Here is an 18,710-nt window from a genome sequence, read left to right on the forward strand (position 1 = left end):
CAGGTGGTCAATTACCTAATTTTCAGGGAAAAAGTCCCGGAATTTTCCCCCCAATCACTCCAAAGGTCGGCACTTTTTGAGGGAAAACAAGTCTAAAAGTCTTATCCAACAAGGTTTTTAGATTTATTCAGCAAACCCTATGTAGTTAGTTCCGATAGCTGTGATTATGAAGTCAGAAAAAGCCTATTATTAGAATCGGTCAAGAAAAATTCCTTTAATAGCCTAGATAATTTAGATACCGAGGTGATGTTAGAATCGTCACAAATTTGGGTAGAAACTCGAAAGATTGGCCAACAAACGGCTGATAATTACAATATTGACGTAGATATTATTATTCTTGCTCATTGGCAGTTATTAAAAAAACAAGATCCGAGCCGTTATCTAGTCATCGCTACTACCAATGTCAAACATTTTCAGGGATTCGCAGAAGCTTTAAATTGGCAAGATGTTAACCTATAACAGCTTTGATCTTGAGCATTTTTTCACTTTAACTACTTAGTCTTATGCAGTTTATTGATCGCGCCGAAATAGAAGTAGAAGGGGGTAAGGGAGGTGATGGAATTGTCGCTTTCCGTCGGGAAAAATACGTCCCCGCCGGCGGTCCGGCCGGAGGTAATGGGGGAAAAGGTGGTTCGGTGATTTTCGTGGCGACTCAGAACCTGCAAACCCTGCTAGATTTCCAGTATAGTCGCTATTTTAAGGCCGATGACGGTAAACGGGGCGGCCCCAACAACTGCACGGGAGCCAACGGGAGCGATCGCATTATTCAAGTTCCCTGTGGTACAGTGGTTTATGATCTCGATAGCGAGGAAATGATCGGCGATTTGGTCACTCCCGAACAGACTTTAATCGTGGCTGCTGGGGGAAAAGGAGGATTAGGCAACCGCCACTTTTTAAGCAATAATAATCGCGCACCCGAATACGCCTTACCCGGTTTAGACGGGGAAAAACGCCATTTACGCCTAGAATTGAAGTTATTAGCGGAAGTGGGCATTATCGGGCTGCCCAATGCGGGAAAATCCACCCTAATCTCGGCCGTTTCCTCTGCTCGTCCCAAAATCGCCGATTATCCCTTTACGACTCTCATTCCTAACTTGGGAGTGGTACGCAAACCCACGGGAGACGGGACGGTATTCGCCGATATTCCTGGATTAATCGAGGGAGCGCACCTAGGAATCGGCTTAGGACACGAATTTTTGCGCCATATCGAACGCACACGCCTGTTAATTCATCTTGTCTCCTTGACAGCAGAAGACCCGATCGCCGATTATCAAATTATTCAAGGGGAATTAGCCGCCTATGGTCGGGAATTGGAAAAGCGATCGCAAATACTGGTTTTCAACAAAATTGATGCTGTGGACGAGGAAACGATAGATAACTACCAAAAGCAGTTTGCTAAAATAACCAATGCCGAGATTTTGACTATTTCCGCCGTGACGGGAGCCGGATTAACCACTTTACTCGCCAAAGTTTGGCAGCAATTAGAGCAACTGGAGAGGGTCGAGGATGAAACCCCTTCCCTGTTTTCCTAAAATCGCTCGTTAGTTGTTGGGCTGCCGGGGTGCGGGTGGTCGGCGATTGCTCGGTCTTCTTTCCGTACCTTCAAAGTTACCATTAGAACGACGGGTGCGGCGCTGTTCAGCTTCATTTTCGGCCGCATAGACTTCTAGATAAAGAGAGCGACCCACACTCGCGGCCGCCATTTCTAGGGTAGTTCTAATCGCCTGTAAATTGCGTCCTCCCCGGCCGTAAACTTTGCCTTTATCGGCATCATCGAAGGCTACACGCACCCAAAGACGTTCATTTTCCTTACAGCGCTCGATATCCAATCTCAGACTGGCCGGATCTTCCAAAAACGGCTCGATCATAAATTTCACCAGTTCGAGATAATTGGGGGTACTAGGCATTGATTTTCTCGAAAATTTTCTGTTTGGTGAGAATGCCGCGCACGGTGTCCGTCGGTTGCGCTCCTTGTTGTAAGCGTCGGATGATTCCTTCTTCATCGAGACGCACTTCATCGGTGCGGGGATTGTAGAATCCTAACTCCTCTAGGGGACGACCATCGCGACGACTGGTGCTAACGGCCGCAACGATACGATAACTGGCTTCGCGTTTTTTACCAAAGCGTTTTAGACGTAATTTGATCATGGTTACTCAAAAATTCTCCTTTCCGATTCTAACTCATCCAGGCGGTATTTCCACAAGTGGCGATCGAGGAAAGGGTCGGCAGCCATTGGCTATTATTGAAAATAACGCCGAAAACGAGGGTCTAAATGGTCTTTTTTGCGGCGATTACAGGATAAACAAAGGGTTTGCAGGTTACTAATGTCGTTACTGCCACCTAAAGCTAAGGGGATTATATGATCTATGGAAAGTTGGGCTAATTTTTCGGGTTTACCGCAACTCTGACATTGATAATTATCCCTTTGATAAACATATTTTCTCACTTCGATCGGAACCGGTATTCTCGGAGTTTTTGCCATGATAATTACAGCAGGAGGCAGGATAGAGGTGATTGCTTTAATTTATTTTCCTTATTACCTAATTAGGTTTTCAGGAATTGAAGTTAGTTTTTTCTGTATTTTCTCGCAACATTTGCCGAATTTCCTCTAGGGGTGATTCTGGTTCCAGTGGGCTATTTTCGGGAATAAATTCTAGGGTAATTTTTATTTGACGAGTTTCATTGAAATCGTTAAAGCCTTGATTTCTGATTTCTTGAAATAAAATACTACCTTCACTAGAATTACGATGTATATACGGACTTTTTGAAAGTTTTTCTAAAACACTAGAAAAAGTACATTCTCCATAAGTTTTAACTTTTCCTGTTCTCCAGTCTTTCTCACCCCGTATTAATAATTTACAATCCTTCCCTTCACTCGGATAATGAACCCATTCAATTTTATTAATTTGACCAAATAGAGACGACCTATCTCCCATATCTGTTGTTAGTCTTCCAGAGGAAGTATATTTGCCGATGTATTTCAACAAATCTGCTTGGATTTTTTCCCTAAATTTTCTCACTAAAATAACTTCTTCATCTTCAAACATCAATACACTATTATCATCTTCGATAATAATTTTCCGAGAGTTGTTAAAAGTATCAAAATTCATTTTTTTGCTCCTTAATTATTCCCTATTCAATTATAATAACATACGAATTTCCTCTAGGGGTGATTCTGGTTCCAGTGGGCTATTTTCAGGAATAAATTCTAGGATAATTTTAATTTGACGAGTTTCGTTTAAATACTCAAATTCCTGATTTTGTAATTCCCGCAGAAATTCGCCATCATAATCTGGACGTTCAGGTGTTTTTTTAGGCAGTTTTTCTAAAACACTAGAAAAAGTACATTCTCCATAAGTTTTAACTTTTCCTGTTCTCCAGTCTTTCTCCCCCCGTATTAATAATTTACAATCCTTCCCTTCACTCGGATAATGAACCCATTCAATTTTATTAATTTGACCAAATAGAGACGACCTATCTCCTGTTAGTCTTTCATGGGAAGTATATTTGCCGATATAGTTTAAAAAATCAGCTTGGATTTTTTCCCTAAATTTTCTCACTAAAATAACTTCTTCATTTTTTTTGAGATTTTCCTGTGATCTTAATCACTGAGAATTAAAATATTAATCTAGCTAAAGTAATAAGTGTGTTAGTTTTCGCTAACACACCCAAAATTAAGATTAGATTTTTTCCCCCTCTCTAACCGTAAACTTTCCCATAATACTCTTGATATTCTTTGGATAACAAAGGTTGCCACCAATCCCGATGATCGAGATACCATTGAATGGTTTTTCTTAATCCCCCCTCTACCGTTTCTTGAGGTTGCCAACCTAATTCAGTGCGAATTTTACTGGCATCAATAGCATATCGGCGATCGTGTCCGGGCCGATCCTTGACAAAAGTAATTAAATTCTGAGCGGGTTTCACGGGTAAATCGGGTGCTAATTCATCCATTAAATGACATAACATCCTGACTAAATCGATATTTTTTACCTCATTATTTCCGCCAATATTATAGGTTTCTCCCGCTTTTCCCTTGTGAATAACTGTATCTAAAGCTTGACAATGATCCCGCACATATAACCAATCTCGAACATTTTGACCATCACCATAAACAGGTAAAGGGTTACCCAAAAGAATATTAATACACATCAAAGGAATTAACTTTTCTGGGAAATGGTAGGAACCATAATTATTAGAGCAATTAGTAATAATTGTCGGCATTCTGTAGGTATGAAAATAAGCTCTCGCTAGATGATCACTCCCCGCTTTTGAGGCAGAATAGGGACTATTAGGAGCATAGGGAGTAGTTTCGGTAAAAGCCGGATCATCTACTCCTAAACTGCCATAAACCTCATCGGTGGAAACGTGCAGAAAACGATAGTTATCGGGTTGATGATTACTTAACCAATGTTGCCGAAAACTTTCTAATAGAGTAAAAGTTCCCACCACATTAGTTTGCACAAAAGCCCCAGGGCCAAGAATCGATCGATCCACATGGGATTCGGCGGCAAAATGGGCAACTGTATCGATATTTTCACCAGCAAATAATTCATCAACTAAAGCTCGATCGCAGATATCCCCTTGCAGAAAACGGAAATTCTTTCTATCTTTCAGTGTCGCTAAATTATTCAAATTGCCCGCGTAGGTAAGAGCATCAAGAACAATGACACGATCCTCAGGATAATTCTCGCACCAATGATGAACAAAATTCGAGCCGATAAATCCTGCTCCACCAGTAATTACTATGCTTCTAGCTTGATTCTCCGTCGTCATGGCCACCTCTAGCAAAAGTTTGCTACTTATTTTAGGCCTTTTTGCTTCACACTTCTTCATCAAAAGTGATCTGATCGGAACGATAATCCGGCGGTTCAACGTGAATTAAAATTCTCACAGGGCTAAATTGTTGGGTTAATCTTGCTTCTACCGCTTCCGTGATTGCGTGAGCAGTTTCCACATCTTGCGCGGAGACAACTAGGTGCATTTCTATAAATACCTGTCTTCCCACCACTCCCCGAGACGCGATCGCATGACAATTAAGCACCCCCGGCACCTCCATCACAATTTGATGAATCACTTCAGGAGCGATCGCCATTTCATCCACTAACAAAGGTAAATTCTCCATCAGGACTTTCCAACCACTGCTAAACACCAAAAAAGCGACGGGAAAGGACAAAATCACATCTAACCATTGTAATTGGGGAATATTAGCCGTATTGCCCACCCAAACCCCGACTAAACCCAATAAAACCGTAATTGTCACCCAGACATCACTCATGGTATGACGAGCATCGGCAATCAAAATCGCACTACCGACACGCTGCCCCACCGATCTTTCATAATAGGTGACAAAAATATTCACCCCTAAAACGATAATTAATAGCCATAACTCAGGACCTGCAATCTCGACGGGTTTTCCTCCTTTGATAATACGCATGACCGCCCCTTGCAAGATTTCAAAACAGGCAATCCCCAAAAATGCGGCGATCGCTAAAGCTCCGATCGCTTCGTATTTCAGATGTCCGTAGGGATGATCTCGATCTGGATAGGGAGAGGAAAACCGCATCGCTACTAATCCCAAGACATTATTCGCACTATCGGTGACACTATGGAGAGCATCCGCTTGCAGACTTAAAGCACCAATTCTCAAACCCACCCCCGCTTTGATCGCCATAACCAAAATGTTCAGCAGTAGGGTGATCCAGAGAACTTTTTGGACGGTAGCCCGATTATCTTTTAAAACAGCCACAGGATTATCAGTTATCAGTTATCAGTTATCAGTTATCAGTTATCAGTTATCAGTTATCAGTTATCAGGGAAATTTCAACTAAAACCCCAAAACCCCAAAAACCCAACTACTTGAGGGTTGAAAAAGGGCAAAAATAAGGATTAAATTGCCTAAAGTCGGTAAATAGACCATTTAATTGATTATTATTCATTTTTAATTCTCCTGACTCCTGACGACCGGCTACTGACTCCTGACCCTAACAACAATTTTTGATTTTTACAAGAGGTCTAGTCAACAACAATTGATCAACTCCTGAAATAACAGACTCCCATCGGTCAAATTGAGCATCCGATCGGCGGCGCGTTCGGGATGAGGCATCATTCCTAGCACATTTCCTGCTTTATTGGTAATTCCTGCAATATTATTTAACGAACCGTTAGGATTTCCCGACTCATTTGCCTCTCCTGTGGCAGTACAGTAACGAAAGAGAATTTGTCCGTTATCCTCCAGAGATTTTAACGTATCTTCTGCGGCATAATAACGCCCTTCCCCGTGGGCAATCGGCAAATTAAGCACCTGTTGCGGTTGATAACCTCGCGTCCAGACAGATTGATTATTTTCCACTTTTACCGGCACTCGATCGCAGATAAAATGTAAATCGCGATTACGAATTAACGCACCAGGTAGCAGCCCAATTTCCGTTAATACCTGAAAACCGTTACAGATGCCTAAAACTAATTTACCTTTTTCGGCTTCTTCTCGGACAGTTTTCATCGCCGGCGAAAACCGAGCGATCGCACCACAGCGCAAATAATCGCCGTAACTAAATCCCCCCGGCACCACAATCACATCCAAATCCCCTAAATCCGTCTCTTGATGCCAAATATAGCGGGTAGGTTGCTGAAAAATCCCCTCCGTCACCGTTGCCACATCTCGATCGCAATTCGATCCAGGGAAAACAATAATCCCAAACTTCATAATTTTTAACTTGGTTAATTCATTTTGCAAAAAGCTCTCATCAGATGGGTGTTAGGGTGTTAGGGTATTAGTTGAATTTCCCCATTCTCCCATTTCCCTATCCCCTAATCCCCCATTTCCCCATTTCCCTATCCCCTAATCCCTATCCCCTATCTCCTGACAATGCAAATCAAAGCGATAATTTTCAATCACAGGATTAGCCAATAGTTGATCGCACATTTGATCCAATTGTTCGCGGGCGCTGGTTTCGTCCGCTGCTGTTACGGTAAGCTCAATATACTTACCAATTCGCACCCCAGCCACAGTATCATAACCTAATTGCTTTAATCCCGACTCTACCGCCGTACCCGCCGGATCGAGAACCGAGGGGCGCAGGGTAACATAAATACAGCACTGATAATTTTTTGGCATAGAATTAAATTTGATCGCTGACCTTTTTGATATGAAATCCCAACGCACCCGATCGCAAGAGCGCATTATCCACTTACTCAAAACCTTAAATCGGGCAGTATCCGCTCAAGAATTGTTTGTGGAACTCCGTCAGCGTGACCAAAATATGGGGTTAGCCACTGTTTACCGCGCCCTAGAATCCCTAAAACTACAGGGAGCAGTGCAGGTGAGAACCCTGGCCACAGGAGAATCCCTCTACAGTTCCGTTCAGCAGGATCAACACCATCTTACCTGTATTCATTGCGGTCGGTCTATCGTCTTTAATGAGTGTCCCGTTCACGAATTAGAAGAAAAACTCGAAAAATCCCACCAATTCAAGGTTTATTACCACACTCTCGAATTTTTTGGACTTTGCGATCATTGTCAACCCAGTTAAGTAAGCTGTACTACATTTAAACTGCCGATCGGGAAATTTTAGTACAAATGCTCAGACTTTCCACTCCAGTGCCGTCTTACAGGGATTAAACTGTTGTTTGACCTTGGGCTGTTTTCAGAGGGATTAACTCCGGTTGACTGTAGTGATGATCACTGTTGAGGGGGGATAACAAGGGGAAAAAGGGCTGATGTAAACTGATTAATTGAGCGAGGGTTTTCTTGAGATGGGTACGGGGAACGATCGCATCGACAAACCCGTGTTTTAATAGGTATTCCGATGTTTGGAAACCTTCCGGTAATTTCTCGCGCAAAGTCTGTTCAATTACCCGTTTACCGGCAAAACCGATAGTAGCCTTTGGTTCGGCGATAATAATATCTCCCAACATGGCAAAACTGGCCGTGACTCCTCCCGTGGTGGGATTAGTCAGGACAGGAATATAGAGTAATTTTGCTTCTCGATGCCGGTTAAGGGCACCGGAAATCTTGGCCATCTGCATTAAACTTAACATTCCTTCCTGCATTCTCGCCCCGCCAGAAGCGCAGATAATCACCAGGGGTAAACTTTCATCAGTAGCTTGTTCCGTCAAACGACAGAGTTTTTCTCCCACCACCGATCCCATGCTACCCCCCATAAAACGGAAGTCCATCACCCCTAAAGCTAAGGGTAAACCATCGATCGTCCCCGTTCCCGTCCGGACAGCATCCGTCAGTCCGGTTTTTTCTTGGGTTTCCCGCAGGCGATCGCTATAACTTTTCCGATCGCGAAATTTGAGCGGATCCGTCGGTCGAATCTGTTCATCGAGGCAATTCCAAGTATTAGCATCCACTAACTGGCGAATTCTTTCTTCACTTTCCACCCGATTATGATGACCGCAATCGAGACAAACCAGTTGATTAGCTAATAAATCCTTCGTATAGGCCAAAACGCCGCAATTTGGGCATTTTGTCCATAGACCATCGGCTATTTCTCGTTCCTGTTGTTGTTGAACCTTGGGTTCTGTTTTTTGGCGATTTGCAAACCAATCAAATAGAGACATAGTTTAAAATAAAGATAATTTATCGACTTTCTTCTAGAGGACTTAATAACAAAAGTGCTGTCCAGCGATCTTGGGGACGGACTTGTAGGGCGGACTGATGACCCTAGCCGCAATAAACACCAAGGCCAATAGCGATAACGCGACTGGGGATGTCGTGAGCTTTGAGCATTTCCTGTAGCCAATCGGCTTACCCTAGACTGGGGGTTGTTCTAATGGTGATCCAAGACACGGAAGACTATTGTATCAAGATTTAATTACAGGATAACTTTTTTACAAGAAAGGGAAAAAAATGGTTTGATAGGCTGAGATGATCTTATCACTCCAAAAGACACTCATCAGAGCGCCGAGGGCAAGAAATGGCCCGAAGGGTATAGCTTGTTTTTTCCCCATTTTACCGAGAAAAATGCCCGTCATACCGATGGCCGCCCCAATAGCGCAGGCCAAAAAAGCGGTGACTAATAATGCTTGCCATCCTAACCAAGCACCGATCATGGCCGCTAATTTGGCATCTCCTCCCCCCATGGCCTGCTGTCTGAGGGCAAAACTTCCCCCCCACCGGATCAGATCAAATAACCAGACTCCTAAAACCGCACTAGCGATCGCTGAAAAGAGATAGATAGCACTTTGATTATTTTGCCAACCTAAAAGAGTTTGGAAAACTATCCCTAAAACTAATCCCGATTGGGTGAGGGAGTTAGGAAGCGTCATCGTGTCAAAATCAATCAAAGCTAAAGCTAATAACCAACTTAGGAGAATCCAATAGCCGAGGGTCTGCCAAGAAAAGCTAAAATCTCCTAAAACCAGACAAAATAACAAACCGGTAAAAGTTTCGACCGCTGGATAACGGACAGAAATCGCGGTTCTACACCAGCGACAGCGACCCCCTAGCCATAACCAGCCTAAAACAGGTATATTCTCGCTTTTACCTAACCTATGGTGACATTTCGGACAGTGGGAAGGGGGATAAACTAGAGATATCCCCTTAGGTAATCTATAGATGACCACGTTTAAAAAACTGCCCACCGAGGCACCAAAAGCGAAGACAAAGGCAAAAGTAACTAGATGAAAGAGGGTTTCCATCCTTAAACTGGCAGATAATTGATTAGTTTGTTATCGCCTATTATAGGGGATAAAGATGCCACTATCTCCCCTCTTAAGCATCCAGTAATAAGCTGTTCATAATTTAAATTGCTTGTTGAGACGAGGCAAGAGACACTCTGGCAAGAGGCAACAGTAAAGGGATTGGAGGAAATTCGGCTGATCATTAAGAATAAGCGGTTTATAGCGTTTTCCAATCTCATGAGGTACACCAAAATCTTAACTCCTGAATCCCGAATCCTGAATCCCGAATCCTGAATCCCGAATCCTGACTCCTGACTCCTGACTCCTGACTCCTCAAAACCTAAGACTCTGTACCTCACAACTATGGGAATTGCTATAAATACGTCTTAGCTTAATAATTCAGGCTCATCCCTAAAGGTGAATTTTCTTCTGGGCATTTTTTTTTGATTAATTAGCGGATATCACCCTAGATAATGGGGGTAAAACCTCACTATCAGCCCCAGGGACAACCTGACAAAATTAAATTATCGCCGTCAACGAGGACAAATTAATGAAACCGATTGTTGAATCTTTTTACAACTGGTACAGCAGCAAAATCACTCACCCCCAATATCGTTGGATTATCATTCTGGGAACTATGGTTTATCTGTTTAGCCCCCTCGATATTTCTCCTGACGTTTTCCCGATTATTGGTTGGATCGATGATGGTATTGTCCTCACCCTTTTAACCACGGAATTATCGCGATTAGTTCTTGATTATCGCAATCGCCGTCCGGGGACAGTAAAGAATCAAACCGAGGTTTCTTCCCCAACCAATGCCGTTGATACCGATGCCGTAGAAGTCAGAAGTTAGAATTCGTAAGTCTCAATTCTGACTTCTGAATTCAGGAGATTGCTGTTATTTATTCTCCCCCCGCAACGCGCACGAAGTGGTCTCCCCACTACCCCATCTCCCCCCGCAACGCGCACGCAGTGGTCTCCCCATCTCCCCACTCCCCCACTTCCCCACTCCCCCACTTCCCCACTCCCCCACTTCCTAATTCCCTCTCCCTTCTTCCCTAAACTGGAATCAAAGAACTATCGACGGTGGACAAAAGTGTTTGCACCTCCTCATCGCTGGTTTGGGAAAAATCTTCGTACCAAAGAGAAATTGATCTCAATTCGTAGGGTTTATGTAGGCAAATTACTCGATCGACTAATTTTTCTAATTGATCACAGACTTCCGGTGGGGCAACAGGAACAGCAATAATAATAGCAGCGGGATTCCCAGCTTTAAGGGTCAGAATCGCCGCTTTAATCGTTGCTCCCGTAGCGATCCCATCATCTACTAGAATAATCGTTTTCCCCGTCAGGCTCGGAAAGGGTCGCTCACCTCGATACAAGCGATCGCGTCGCTCTAATTCGAGCATTTCTTCCTTTGCTACCCGTTCCATCATCGCCTCCGATAGGTGCAAGTCGTCAACGATACTTTCATTGATTACCCGCACCCCATTTTGACCGATCGCCCCAAAAGCTAACTCTTTGCGCTCCGGTACACCTAATTTTCGCACCAAACACAGATCTAGCGGTAAATGTAACCTTTGGGCAATTTCAAAGGCGATCGGAACCCCACCCCGGGGCAAAGCCAAAACTAGCACCCCAGCACTATTGGTATATTCTGTCAAGTAACTAGCTAATAGTCTCCCTGCTGATCGCCGATCTTTGAGCAGATAAGTCATAACTCCCTCCTAGGGGCTAATCCCCGTGGGGATCCCTAGTCTCCCCTGACTTTATTCTATATTTCTCCGCTAATCTCTAGCTGAAATGTTAAGAAATTTAGCGAAGGCTTGACATTTTTTCGGCTAACCGCAGTTTTTCTAGGCCAGAGATCGGCTAAAATCTTAGGCGAGAGGGTTTTGTAAAGTTAGGTAACAAACATGAATCAAAGTTTAAGTGATGCGCTAGAGCCGATCGCCGCTGCCTTTCGCGGTCTCGGAACTCCCGAACCGATCGTTCATTGGGGACATCCAGTCATGATGGGGATCGTGGTTTTAGTTATGGGTAGTTATACTGCCTATGCCGGTTGGCAAAGCCGTTTAAGCAAAGATGGGGAAGTAGTGGCCAAAAATCGGGCTGATCACCGCAAACTCGCCCCCTGGCTGTTTTTATTTATCGCTCTCGGTTACACCGGCGGTATTTTATCCCTGGTTATGCAGAAACATCCCATCCTCGAAAGCAGCCATTTCTGGACAGGATCGATCGCGATCGGTTTATTAGCTTTCAATGGATTATTGTCCCTCACTGGCTTCGCTGGCGGGAAAAAAGAACTTTTCCGGACTATTCACGCTTATATCGGCAGTATTGCCCTGATTTTACTGCTAGTTCACGGTGTTTTTGGTCTTCAGTTGGGATTATCTCTCTAGTTGGTTTATGGCTTCGGGTGGGCCAATTCCCACCCAGAAATTTTTGACCACAGAAGACTGTGGCCAAAGCCAATAATTGAAGAAATCATGACTTTAAGCGCTATTGTCGGGATTCTGCGTTTAGAATTAACAGGTAATTTACCAAGAAAGTATCGTCACGCAACGAGGAGATAGATATGCAGAGCAATATTTCAACGACGAAAAAAGTAGAGGAAGTAAAGAAAGTAGAGCAAGTAAAGAAAGCAGTAAATTTGAAGAAAGTAGAGGCGATTATCCGACCCTTTAAACTTGAAGAGGTGAAAATCGCTCTGGTTAACGCGGGCATTGTCGGCATGACCGTCTCCGAAGTTAGAGGTTTCGGTCGTCAGAAAGGTCAAACGGAACGTTATCGCGGTTCCGAGTACACCGTCGAATTTCTCCAAAAACTCAAGATCGAGATCGTCGTCGAAGATAATCAAGTCGATATGGTCGTCGATAAGCTGATTTCTGCGGCGCGGACTGGTGAAATCGGAGACGGTAAAATCTTCATCTCCCCCGTGGGACAGATTGTCCGCATCCGTACCGGAGAAAAAGATAGCGAAGCGATTTAACCCCCCGACCAGGGATGATAGCACAATGCTGTCATCCCCCCCATTGACAGCGTTTCCCATCAAGAAGTGTAACCTAATTTGGTATCGACCACCGACGACCGATTCCCCAAAACGGAAACTTTGTACCTCAACATTAAGATAACTACTATAATTGAATCTATTGGCTCGGTCTGCCCCCATCGCTTGAAGACCGCCGAACGGTACAAATAATTTGACCAGACTAGATATGATCATTTCCGGTGACTAAAAAAACCTCTTGCCTAAAAAGGCACAAATATTATATAATGTTTGATCGTGGCCAAAATCGGTGTTAGGTGGTGCTAAAGGCACTACCGAGCAGAACCGCCTTGGTCGCTCGGTCTTCGCCGGGATACTGAAGATAAACCCTTTAAGTCCTGAAGAAACAAAGACCAGCAACAATCTAGGCAGAACCAGCAACCCTGTCTAGTCTTACTTACGAATTTAACGGGATGCCAGCTTAAATAACTCGAAAAAAGTCATTCAAGTTGGGCAGGCTGATAAAGCGGGAAAGATTTTTCTCGCTCCTATAGCCACGGCCACGTTATTTTTGATTGTCGTCTAGTAAAGATAAAGAGAACAATCCGTGTCTATCGGTATCCTCGGTACAAAACTGGGCATGACCCAAATCTTCGACAACAAAACGGGAGTCGCCATTCCCGTCACCGTCGTTCAAGCAGGTCCTTGTCCCGTCACCCAAGTCAAAACTAAAAAAACCGACGGTTATGAATCCATCCAAGTGGGATACAAAACCGTCAAAGAAAAAGCCCTCAACAAACCGCTGCTCGGTCATTTAGCCAAAGCCGGTGTCTCCCCCCTGCGGCATTTAATCGAATACCGCCTCGAGGACGCGTCCGCTTACACTTTAGGCCAAGAAATTACCGCCGCTATCTTCCAAGAAGGCGATTTAGTCGATGTGGCTGGAACCACCATCGGACGGGGTTTCTCCGGCTATCAAAAACGCCATAACTTCAAGCGCGGTAACATGACCCACGGTTCCAAAAACCACCGTCTCCCCGGTTCCACCGGTGCCGGTACTACCCCCGGTCGCGTCTTCCCGGGTAAGAGAATGGCTGGACAATACGGAGCAACCCAAGTTACCATCCGCAAATTGTCCGTGGTCAAAATCGATAGCGAACGCAACCTGATCCTGATCAAAGGAGCCGTCCCGGGCAAACCAGGAACCCTGTTAAACATCACCCCCGCCAAGAAATTTGGTAAATAGGGCAAGGAAAGATTAAAGCCATGGTTAACTACACAGTCAAAAATTGGCAAGGGGAAGAAGCGGGAACAGGCACCCTGGAACTGAAAACCGCTAAACCAGAAACCGCCAAACACCTAATTCACCGCGTCGTCGTCAGCCATCTAGCGGCGGCCCGCCAAGGTAACGCCTCCAGCAAAACCCGCTCGGAAGTGCGCGGCGGTGGTCGCAAACCCTGGCGGCAAAAAGGCACCGGCCGGGCCCGGGCCGGTTCGATCCGTTCTCCCCTCTGGCGTGGTGGCGGTGTCATCTTCGGACCAAAACCCAGAGATTTTGAGGTTAAGGTCAATCGCAAAGAGAAAAGATTAGCCCTGAGAACCGCTTTGATCAGCCAGTCCGATAACTTTATCGTTGTTGAAAGCTTCGCCGAACAATTCTCCCAACCCAAAACCAAAGAACTCACCGCTGCCTTAAGTCGCTGGGGAGCCAGTCCAGAGGAAAAAATTCTGCTGATTTTGACGGAAATTCCCGAAAATGTCTATTTATCGGGACGTAATATCTGCAATCTCAAAATTATTCGCGCCGATAGTCTCAACGTCTATGATGTCATCCTAGCCGATCGAGTTATCGCCACCGCCGCAGCCCTAGCTAAAATTGAGGAGGTCTATGGTGCTTAAAACTGAAGCCAGACAACTCGCCGATCTGATCCTAAAGCCGATCGTGACCGAGAAAGCCACCCTACTCCTAGAACAAAATAAATACGTCTTCGATGTCGCCTTGAAAGCGACCAAGCCGGAAATTCAAGCGGCGATCGAATTGCTGTTTGACGTGAAAGTAACGAAAGTGAACACCAGCCGCCCCTCTCGTCAGAAAAAACGCGTCGGCCGTTTCCTCGGTTACAAACCCCAATACAAACGCGCGATCGTGACCCTAGCGGAAGGCGACTCGATCGCCCTCTATCCCGACGTATAACCACCAAGAAACCCGATAACGGAAAACTAAACTATGGGTATTCGTTCTTTTAGACCTTTAACCCCCGGGACAAGGCAGGCGGCCATCTCCGACTTTAAAGAGATCACCAAAACCGAACCGGAAAAGTCCCTAACTCATCGCAAACACAGCAAACAAGGGCGTAATAATCGCGGTGTCGTTACCAGTCGTCACCGGGGCGGCGGCCATAAACGCCTCTACCGGATTATCGATTTTCGTCGCGATAAACGGGATATTCCCGCCACAGTAGCGGCGATCGAGTACGATCCTAACCGTAACGCCCGCATTGCCCTGCTTTTCTACAAAGACGGGGAAAAACGCTACATCATCGCCCCCGCCGGTTTAGGCGTTGGTGATACCGTCATCGCCGGAGAAAACGCTCCCTTCGAGGTGGGTAATGCCCTACCCTTAAGTCGCATCCCCCTGGGGACAGAAGTTCATAACATCGAACTCGTCCCCGGTCGCGGGGGTCAAATGGTGCGGGCTGCTGGTGGTTTCGCCCAAGTGGTAGCGAAAGAAGGCGATTACGTTACCATCCGCCTCCCCTCCAAAGAAGTACGCATGATCCGGCGTGAATGCTACGCCACCATCGGAAAAGTCGGTAACGCCGAAGCGAGAAACATCAGTCTCGGTAAAGCCGGTCGTACCCGTCACCGCGGTCAAAGACCTCATGTTCGGGGTAGCGTCATGAACCCAGTGGATCACCCGCACGGAGGTGGAGAGGGTCGCGCTCCGATCGGACGTTCCGGCCCGATGACTCCCTGGGGTAAACCCGCCCTCGGTCGCAAAACTCGCAACAAGAAAAAACGCAGTAGCGATCTGATTGTGCGCCGTCGTAACCAGGGTTAGAAATTATTACTTTACTTTTGACTGAAAATTATGGGTCGTTCACTGAAAAAGGGGCCATTTGTCGCCGGCCACCTGATGGAAAAAATCGAAAAACTCAACGCCCAGGGCAGTAAACAAGTGATTAAAACTTGGTCCCGGGCCTCGACAATCATTCCCGATATGGTCGGTCACACGATCGCCGTTCACAACGGCAAACAGCACGTTCCCGTCTATGTTTCCGAGCAGATGGTCGGTCATAAACTCGGTGAATTCGCTCCCACCCGCACCTTCCGCGGCCACGCCAAGAGCGACAAAAAAGCAGGACGGAAATAGACCGGTGGGCGGTAATCTTAAGACCGTCAAGCCCCCGGTCAGCGTTCAGATAAGCTAAACGGCGCTTAACCTGCATGATCCAATAGCTATAACCCTTTTGGAGTCTATATCGGTGATCCGAAGTAAAAGCCGTTTAGCTTAACTATGAGATGGTGGGTTACGGCGACTAGATAAATTAATAACTAAGTCTTATAAGTTGTCGTCGCCTAACCCACCCTACCTAACTGATAACTGATAACTGAAATGACCATCGATACCTCTAACGAAGTCAAAGCGATCGCCCGCTATATTCGGATGTCACCCCTGAAAGTCAGACGGGTACTCGATCAGATCCGCGGTCGCTCCTATCGGGAAGCCCTAATTATTCTCGAATTTATGCCCTACCGGGCCTGTGATCCGATTCTCAAAGTCCTGCGTTCCGCCGTTGCCAACGCCGAAAATAACGAAGGACTCGATCCCGCCACTTTGGTAGTTAGCCAAGCCTTTGCCGATGGCGGACCGACCCTAAAACGTTTTCGACCCCGGGCCCAAGGCCGCGCCTACCAAATTCGCAAACCCACCTGTCATATCACCGTCGCCGTCGCTCCTAGCAACAAAGACTAATCACCTTAACTAAAAAAACCACAATGGGACAAAAAATCCATCCCCTCGGTTTTCGTCTCGGCGTTATCAAAGATCACAAATCTTGCTGGTATGCCGACGCGAAACGTTACCCCGAATTAGTGCAAGAAGATCGCCGCATTCGTGAATACGTCGAGAAAAACCTCGCTAATGCCGGTATCGCCGATATTCGCATCGAACGCAAGGCCGATCAAGTAGATATTTCCATCCATACCGCTCGCCCCGGGGTCGTCGTCGGTCGTGGTGGCACGGGAATCGAACAGCTGCGCCTAGGTTTACAAAAAGCCCTCGGTGGCCAGCGTCAAATTCGTATTAACGTCATCGAAGTGGCTCGCGTTGATGCCGATGCCAACCTGATCGCCGAATACATCGCCCAACAATTAGAAAGACGGGTTTCCTTCCGTCGTGTAGTCCGCCAGGCCATCCAACGGGCGCAAAGGGCTGAAGTCAAAGGGATCAAAATTCAGGTTAGCGGCCGTCTCAACGGGGCAGAAATCGCTCGGACTGAATGGGTGCGGGAAGGACGAGTTCCCCTGCATACCCTGCGCGCCGATATCGATTACTCCTATAAAACCGCCAGCACCATCTACGGGATTCTAGGCGTGAAAGTTTGGATCTTTAAGGGCGAAATTATCCCCGGCCAAGAAGAAATTGCCGCCGCCGTTCCCGCTCAAGCACCGCGCCGTCAACAGCGTCGCCGTCAACAGTTTGAAGATCGCTCTAGTGAGGGCTGATCCCTAATATTTATCAGTGGTAAATAGCTCATGTTAAGTCCCAAAAGAACAAAATTCCGCAAACAACAGCGCGGACGGATGCGCGGGCTGGCCACCGGCGGAAATACGATTAATTTCGGCGATTTCGCCCTGCAAGCCACCGAACCCTGTTGGATTACTTCCCGTCAAATCGAAGCCGCCAGACGGGCAATGACTCGTTATATCCGTCGGGGTGGCAAAATCTGGATCCGCGTTTTTCCTGATAAACCCGTCACCCAACGAGCTGCAGAAACTCGGATGGGTTCCGGGAAAGGTTCCCCCGAATTCTGGGTGGCCGTGGTTAAACCTGGTTTCATTATGTTTGAGATTGCTGGGGTAGCCGAACCCGTGGCCCGGGAAGCAATGCGCCTAGCCGCCCAAAAATTACCGATTAAGACCAAATTTATCACTCGCGAGGAGGATTTTGTCTAATGGCTCTACCAAAAATCGCCGAAGTGAGGAAGATGAGTGATGACGACATCGCCGCTGCTATCCTCGCTGCCAAAAAGAAACTGTTTGAATTGCGTTTGCAACAGGCCACCCGCCGCTTGGAAAAAACCCACGAATTCAAACACACCCGCCACCGTCTTGGCCAATTATTGACCGTAGAACGGGAGCGCCAACTAGCCCAGTCCACCCCGGAGGCATAACCCACTATGGCAGTTAAAGAAAGAGTTGGGGTAGTAGTCAGCGATAAAATGGATAAAACCGTAGTGGTAGCCATTGAAAACCGCTCTCCTCACCCTAAATACGGCAAAATCGTCGTGAAAACCCAGAAATTTAAAGCTCACGACGCAGAAAATCAAGCCAAACAAGGCGATCGAGTTCGTATTCGTGAAACCCGCCCCCTCAGTAAAACCAAACGTTGGGAAGTGGCGGAAATATTAACCGATAATTAAATTTCACCTAGGTAAAAACCGTGATTCAACAACAAACCTACTTAAATGTCGCTGACAATAGCGGGGCGCGGAAACTAATGTGTCTGCGGGTGCTGGGAACAGGTAACTGTACCTACGGTGGCATCGGTGACAAAATTATCGCCGTGGTTAAGGACGCTATCCCCAATATGCCCGTGAAAAAATCCGATGTGGTGACGGCGGTGATTGTGCGGACCCGTCAAACCGTCCGTCGCGATAGCGGTATGAGCATCCGTTTTGATGATAACGCCGCCGTGATTATTAATAATGACGGTAATCCCAAAGGTACTAGGGTTTTTGGTCCGGTCGCTCGGGAATTGCGCGATAAAAACTACACCAAAATTGTTTCCTTAGCCCCAGAAGTTCTCTGATCAAAGTGAAAAGTACCAAGGCAATTGGCTGATGGCTAGTCTAAAACTTTTCACAC

Annotated in this window: 29 protein-coding genes; 17 read left to right on the forward strand and 12 right to left on the reverse strand. The window is 46.1% G+C overall.

Translation table 11 applies throughout. From position 1 onward, the window contains the following. Window positions 1-246: 246 nt before the first annotated feature. Both O9295_RS10345 and obgE read left to right on the forward strand, forming a co-directional pair. Complete coding sequence (locus O9295_RS10345) at window positions 247-459, forward strand: hypothetical protein (protein ID WP_079207049.1); 213 nt, start codon at window positions 247-249, stop codon at window positions 457-459. 44 nt (window positions 460-503) lie between these two features. After that, window positions 504-1,532 carry a GTPase ObgE gene (gene obgE, locus O9295_RS10350; RefSeq protein ID WP_288032886.1) on the forward strand — a complete coding sequence of 343 codons (1,029 nt, stop codon included), beginning with the start codon at window positions 504-506 and terminating at the stop codon, window positions 1,530-1,532. Between the two features lie 9 nt (window positions 1,533-1,541). On the opposite strand, the gene O9295_RS10355 is transcribed toward obgE, so the two are convergent. The 9 genes from O9295_RS10355 to purS all read right to left on the reverse strand — a co-directional run bounded on the left by O9295_RS10355 (window position 1,542) and on the right by purS (window position 7,118). Continuing rightward, on the reverse strand, window positions 1,542-1,907 hold the full coding sequence (locus O9295_RS10355) for a KH domain-containing protein (RefSeq protein WP_287664545.1): 366 nt from the start codon (window positions 1,905-1,907) through the stop codon (window positions 1,542-1,544). After that, window positions 1,900-2,148, reverse strand: a complete 249-nt coding sequence (rpsP, locus tag O9295_RS10360; RefSeq protein ID WP_002780060.1) for a 30S ribosomal protein S16 — start codon at window positions 2,146-2,148, stop codon at window positions 1,900-1,902. Before rpsP ends, O9295_RS10355 begins: the two co-directional genes overlap by 8 nt. 92 nt (window positions 2,149-2,240) lie before the next feature. Further along, a complete protein-coding gene (locus O9295_RS10365; RefSeq protein ID WP_288032887.1) occupies window positions 2,241-2,483 on the reverse strand; it encodes an HNH endonuclease in 243 nt (80 codons plus the stop codon). 70 nt (window positions 2,484-2,553) lie between these two features. Next, entirely contained in the window at window positions 2,554-3,111 is a 558-nt protein-coding gene (locus O9295_RS10370; RefSeq protein ID WP_288032888.1) for a KGK domain protein, read from the reverse strand. 30 nt (window positions 3,112-3,141) lie between these two features. Then, entirely contained in the window at window positions 3,142-3,561 is a 420-nt protein-coding gene (locus O9295_RS10375; RefSeq protein ID WP_288032890.1) for a KGK domain-containing protein, read from the reverse strand. A gap of 139 nt (window positions 3,562-3,700) precedes the next feature. Then, the gene (gene rfbB, locus O9295_RS10380; protein WP_287733012.1) at window positions 3,701-4,777 is read right to left on the reverse strand and encodes a dTDP-glucose 4,6-dehydratase; all 1,077 of its coding nucleotides are present in this window, start codon (window positions 4,775-4,777) and stop codon (window positions 3,701-3,703) included. Window positions 4,778-4,823: 46 nt separating this feature from the next. Then, entirely contained in the window at window positions 4,824-5,750 is a 927-nt protein-coding gene (gene cdf31 / locus O9295_RS10385; RefSeq protein ID WP_288032891.1) for a CDF family zinc efflux transporter Cdf31, read from the reverse strand. A 270-nt stretch (window positions 5,751-6,020) separates the two neighbouring features. Next, complete coding sequence (gene purQ / locus O9295_RS10390) at window positions 6,021-6,707, reverse strand: phosphoribosylformylglycinamidine synthase subunit PurQ (protein ID WP_190721185.1); 687 nt, start codon at window positions 6,705-6,707, stop codon at window positions 6,021-6,023. A gap of 135 nt (window positions 6,708-6,842) precedes the next feature. Continuing rightward, entirely contained in the window at window positions 6,843-7,118 is a 276-nt protein-coding gene (gene purS / locus O9295_RS10395) for a phosphoribosylformylglycinamidine synthase subunit PurS (RefSeq protein ID WP_271949601.1), read from the reverse strand. Between the two features lie 31 nt (window positions 7,119-7,149). On the opposite strand from purS, the gene O9295_RS10400 reads away from it, so the two are divergent. After that, window positions 7,150-7,533 carry a Fur family transcriptional regulator gene (locus tag O9295_RS10400; RefSeq protein WP_002802309.1) on the forward strand — a complete coding sequence of 128 codons (384 nt, stop codon included), beginning with the start codon at window positions 7,150-7,152 and terminating at the stop codon, window positions 7,531-7,533. An 85-nt stretch (window positions 7,534-7,618) separates the two neighbouring features. Here O9295_RS10400 and accD read toward each other — a convergent pair whose 3' ends face one another. Together accD and O9295_RS10410 are read right to left on the reverse strand one after the other, a co-directional pair. Beyond that, the gene (accD, locus tag O9295_RS10405) at window positions 7,619-8,569 is read right to left on the reverse strand and encodes an acetyl-CoA carboxylase, carboxyltransferase subunit beta (RefSeq protein ID WP_147071278.1); all 951 of its coding nucleotides are present in this window, start codon (window positions 8,567-8,569) and stop codon (window positions 7,619-7,621) included. A 270-nt stretch (window positions 8,570-8,839) separates the two neighbouring features. After that, window positions 8,840-9,649: a prepilin peptidase gene (locus O9295_RS10410; RefSeq protein ID WP_288032893.1), complete on the reverse strand. Its 810-nt coding sequence runs from the start codon at window positions 9,647-9,649 to the stop codon at window positions 8,840-8,842. Window positions 9,650-10,181: 532 nt separating this feature from the next. Here O9295_RS10410 and O9295_RS10415 point away from each other — a divergent pair. Next, window positions 10,182-10,484, forward strand: coding sequence for a YkvA family protein (locus O9295_RS10415; protein WP_002762481.1), 303 nt, complete (start codon window positions 10,182-10,184; stop codon window positions 10,482-10,484). Between the two features lie 205 nt (window positions 10,485-10,689). On the opposite strand, the gene O9295_RS10420 is transcribed toward O9295_RS10415, so the two are convergent. Beyond that, window positions 10,690-11,349, reverse strand: coding sequence for a phosphoribosyltransferase (locus O9295_RS10420; protein ID WP_288032894.1), 660 nt, complete (start codon window positions 11,347-11,349; stop codon window positions 10,690-10,692). A 198-nt stretch (window positions 11,350-11,547) separates the two neighbouring features. Here O9295_RS10420 and O9295_RS10425 point away from each other — a divergent pair, with 198 nt between their 5' ends. The 13 genes from O9295_RS10425 to rplN all read left to right on the forward strand — a co-directional run bounded on the left by O9295_RS10425 (window position 11,548) and on the right by rplN (window position 18,654). Next, window positions 11,548-12,033 (forward strand): DUF4079 domain-containing protein, encoded by a 486-nt coding sequence (locus O9295_RS10425; RefSeq protein ID WP_147070990.1) that lies wholly within the window; start codon window positions 11,548-11,550, stop codon window positions 12,031-12,033. A 251-nt stretch (window positions 12,034-12,284) separates the two neighbouring features. Further along, window positions 12,285-12,623 carry a P-II family nitrogen regulator gene (locus O9295_RS10430; protein ID WP_061432519.1) on the forward strand — a complete coding sequence of 113 codons (339 nt, stop codon included), beginning with the start codon at window positions 12,285-12,287 and terminating at the stop codon, window positions 12,621-12,623. 604 nt (window positions 12,624-13,227) lie between these two features. After that, window positions 13,228-13,866, forward strand: coding sequence for a 50S ribosomal protein L3 (rplC, locus tag O9295_RS10435; RefSeq protein WP_002734589.1), 639 nt, complete (start codon window positions 13,228-13,230; stop codon window positions 13,864-13,866). A gap of 20 nt (window positions 13,867-13,886) precedes the next feature. After that, window positions 13,887-14,519: a 50S ribosomal protein L4 gene (gene rplD, locus O9295_RS10440; RefSeq protein WP_002801915.1), complete on the forward strand. Its 633-nt coding sequence runs from the start codon at window positions 13,887-13,889 to the stop codon at window positions 14,517-14,519. Further along, complete coding sequence (locus O9295_RS10445; protein WP_002746599.1) at window positions 14,509-14,814, forward strand: 50S ribosomal protein L23; 306 nt, start codon at window positions 14,509-14,511, stop codon at window positions 14,812-14,814. Before rplD ends, O9295_RS10445 begins: the two co-directional genes overlap by 11 nt. 33 nt (window positions 14,815-14,847) lie before the next feature. Next, window positions 14,848-15,681: a 50S ribosomal protein L2 gene (gene rplB / locus O9295_RS10450; RefSeq protein ID WP_002746601.1), complete on the forward strand. Its 834-nt coding sequence runs from the start codon at window positions 14,848-14,850 to the stop codon at window positions 15,679-15,681. 30 nt (window positions 15,682-15,711) lie between these two features. Beyond that, the gene (gene rpsS, locus O9295_RS10455) at window positions 15,712-15,993 is read left to right on the forward strand and encodes a 30S ribosomal protein S19 (RefSeq protein WP_002753908.1); all 282 of its coding nucleotides are present in this window, start codon (window positions 15,712-15,714) and stop codon (window positions 15,991-15,993) included. A 243-nt stretch (window positions 15,994-16,236) separates the two neighbouring features. Then, the gene (gene rplV, locus O9295_RS10460; protein WP_002746605.1) at window positions 16,237-16,596 is read left to right on the forward strand and encodes a 50S ribosomal protein L22; all 360 of its coding nucleotides are present in this window, start codon (window positions 16,237-16,239) and stop codon (window positions 16,594-16,596) included. Window positions 16,597-16,619: 23 nt separating this feature from the next. Beyond that, window positions 16,620-17,348 carry a 30S ribosomal protein S3 gene (rpsC, locus tag O9295_RS10465; RefSeq protein WP_002733683.1) on the forward strand — a complete coding sequence of 243 codons (729 nt, stop codon included), beginning with the start codon at window positions 16,620-16,622 and terminating at the stop codon, window positions 17,346-17,348. Between the two features lie 30 nt (window positions 17,349-17,378). Next, window positions 17,379-17,798, forward strand: a complete 420-nt coding sequence (gene rplP / locus O9295_RS10470; protein WP_002734310.1) for a 50S ribosomal protein L16 — start codon at window positions 17,379-17,381, stop codon at window positions 17,796-17,798. Next, window positions 17,798-18,016, forward strand: a complete 219-nt coding sequence (gene rpmC, locus O9295_RS10475) for a 50S ribosomal protein L29 (protein WP_147070997.1) — start codon at window positions 17,798-17,800, stop codon at window positions 18,014-18,016. The genes rplP and rpmC overlap by 1 nt, the downstream gene beginning before the upstream one ends. Window positions 18,017-18,022: 6 nt before the next feature. Beyond that, entirely contained in the window at window positions 18,023-18,265 is a 243-nt protein-coding gene (rpsQ, locus tag O9295_RS10480; protein WP_002796423.1) for a 30S ribosomal protein S17, read from the forward strand. Between the two features lie 20 nt (window positions 18,266-18,285). Further along, entirely contained in the window at window positions 18,286-18,654 is a 369-nt protein-coding gene (rplN, locus tag O9295_RS10485; RefSeq protein ID WP_002732358.1) for a 50S ribosomal protein L14, read from the forward strand. Window positions 18,655-18,710: the final 56 nt, after the last annotated feature.

The organism is Microcystis sp. LE18-22.4A, from assembly GCF_027531105.1.
GTDB classification, from domain to species: Bacteria; Cyanobacteriota; Cyanobacteriia; order Cyanobacteriales; family Microcystaceae; genus Microcystis; species Microcystis aeruginosa.

Excerpts from the sequence above, each read along its gene's own strand:
- purS (WP_271949601.1), bottom strand. The coding sequence starts at position 7,118 with ATGCCAAAAAATTATCAGTGCTGTATTTATGTTACCCTGCGCCCCTCG.
- O9295_RS10355 (WP_287664545.1), bottom strand. The coding sequence starts at position 1,907 with ATGCCTAGTACCCCCAATTATCTCGAACTGGTGAAATTTATGATCGAG.
- rplD (WP_002801915.1), top strand. The coding sequence starts at position 13,887 with ATGGTTAACTACACAGTCAAAAATTGGCAAGGGGAAGAAGCGGGAACA.
- rplP (WP_002734310.1), top strand. The coding sequence starts at position 17,379 with ATGTTAAGTCCCAAAAGAACAAAATTCCGCAAACAACAGCGCGGACGG.
- rpmC (WP_147070997.1), top strand. The coding sequence starts at position 17,798 with ATGGCTCTACCAAAAATCGCCGAAGTGAGGAAGATGAGTGATGACGAC.
- O9295_RS10370 (WP_288032888.1), bottom strand. The coding sequence starts at position 3,111 with ATGAATTTTGATACTTTTAACAACTCTCGGAAAATTATTATCGAAGAT.
- O9295_RS10415 (WP_002762481.1), top strand. The coding sequence starts at position 10,182 with ATGAAACCGATTGTTGAATCTTTTTACAACTGGTACAGCAGCAAAATC.
- O9295_RS10445 (WP_002746599.1), top strand. The coding sequence starts at position 14,509 with ATGGTGCTTAAAACTGAAGCCAGACAACTCGCCGATCTGATCCTAAAG.
- accD (WP_147071278.1), bottom strand. The coding sequence starts at position 8,569 with ATGTCTCTATTTGATTGGTTTGCAAATCGCCAAAAAACAGAACCCAAG.
- O9295_RS10425 (WP_147070990.1), top strand. The coding sequence starts at position 11,548 with ATGAATCAAAGTTTAAGTGATGCGCTAGAGCCGATCGCCGCTGCCTTT.
- O9295_RS10365 (WP_288032887.1), bottom strand. The coding sequence starts at position 2,483 with ATGGCAAAAACTCCGAGAATACCGGTTCCGATCGAAGTGAGAAAATAT.
- rplV (WP_002746605.1), top strand. The coding sequence starts at position 16,237 with ATGACCATCGATACCTCTAACGAAGTCAAAGCGATCGCCCGCTATATT.
- rpsP (WP_002780060.1), bottom strand. The coding sequence starts at position 2,148 with ATGATCAAATTACGTCTAAAACGCTTTGGTAAAAAACGCGAAGCCAGT.
- purQ (WP_190721185.1), bottom strand. The coding sequence starts at position 6,707 with ATGAAGTTTGGGATTATTGTTTTCCCTGGATCGAATTGCGATCGAGAT.
- rfbB (WP_287733012.1), bottom strand. The coding sequence starts at position 4,777 with ATGACGACGGAGAATCAAGCTAGAAGCATAGTAATTACTGGTGGAGCA.
- O9295_RS10345 (WP_079207049.1), top strand. The coding sequence starts at position 247 with ATGTTAGAATCGTCACAAATTTGGGTAGAAACTCGAAAGATTGGCCAA.
- O9295_RS10420 (WP_288032894.1), bottom strand. The coding sequence starts at position 11,349 with ATGACTTATCTGCTCAAAGATCGGCGATCAGCAGGGAGACTATTAGCT.
- rpsS (WP_002753908.1), top strand. The coding sequence starts at position 15,712 with ATGGGTCGTTCACTGAAAAAGGGGCCATTTGTCGCCGGCCACCTGATG.
- O9295_RS10400 (WP_002802309.1), top strand. The coding sequence starts at position 7,150 with ATGAAATCCCAACGCACCCGATCGCAAGAGCGCATTATCCACTTACTC.
- rpsC (WP_002733683.1), top strand. The coding sequence starts at position 16,620 with ATGGGACAAAAAATCCATCCCCTCGGTTTTCGTCTCGGCGTTATCAAA.
- O9295_RS10410 (WP_288032893.1), bottom strand. The coding sequence starts at position 9,649 with ATGGAAACCCTCTTTCATCTAGTTACTTTTGCCTTTGTCTTCGCTTTT.
- rpsQ (WP_002796423.1), top strand. The coding sequence starts at position 18,023 with ATGGCAGTTAAAGAAAGAGTTGGGGTAGTAGTCAGCGATAAAATGGAT.
- obgE (WP_288032886.1), top strand. The coding sequence starts at position 504 with ATGCAGTTTATTGATCGCGCCGAAATAGAAGTAGAAGGGGGTAAGGGA.
- rplB (WP_002746601.1), top strand. The coding sequence starts at position 14,848 with ATGGGTATTCGTTCTTTTAGACCTTTAACCCCCGGGACAAGGCAGGCG.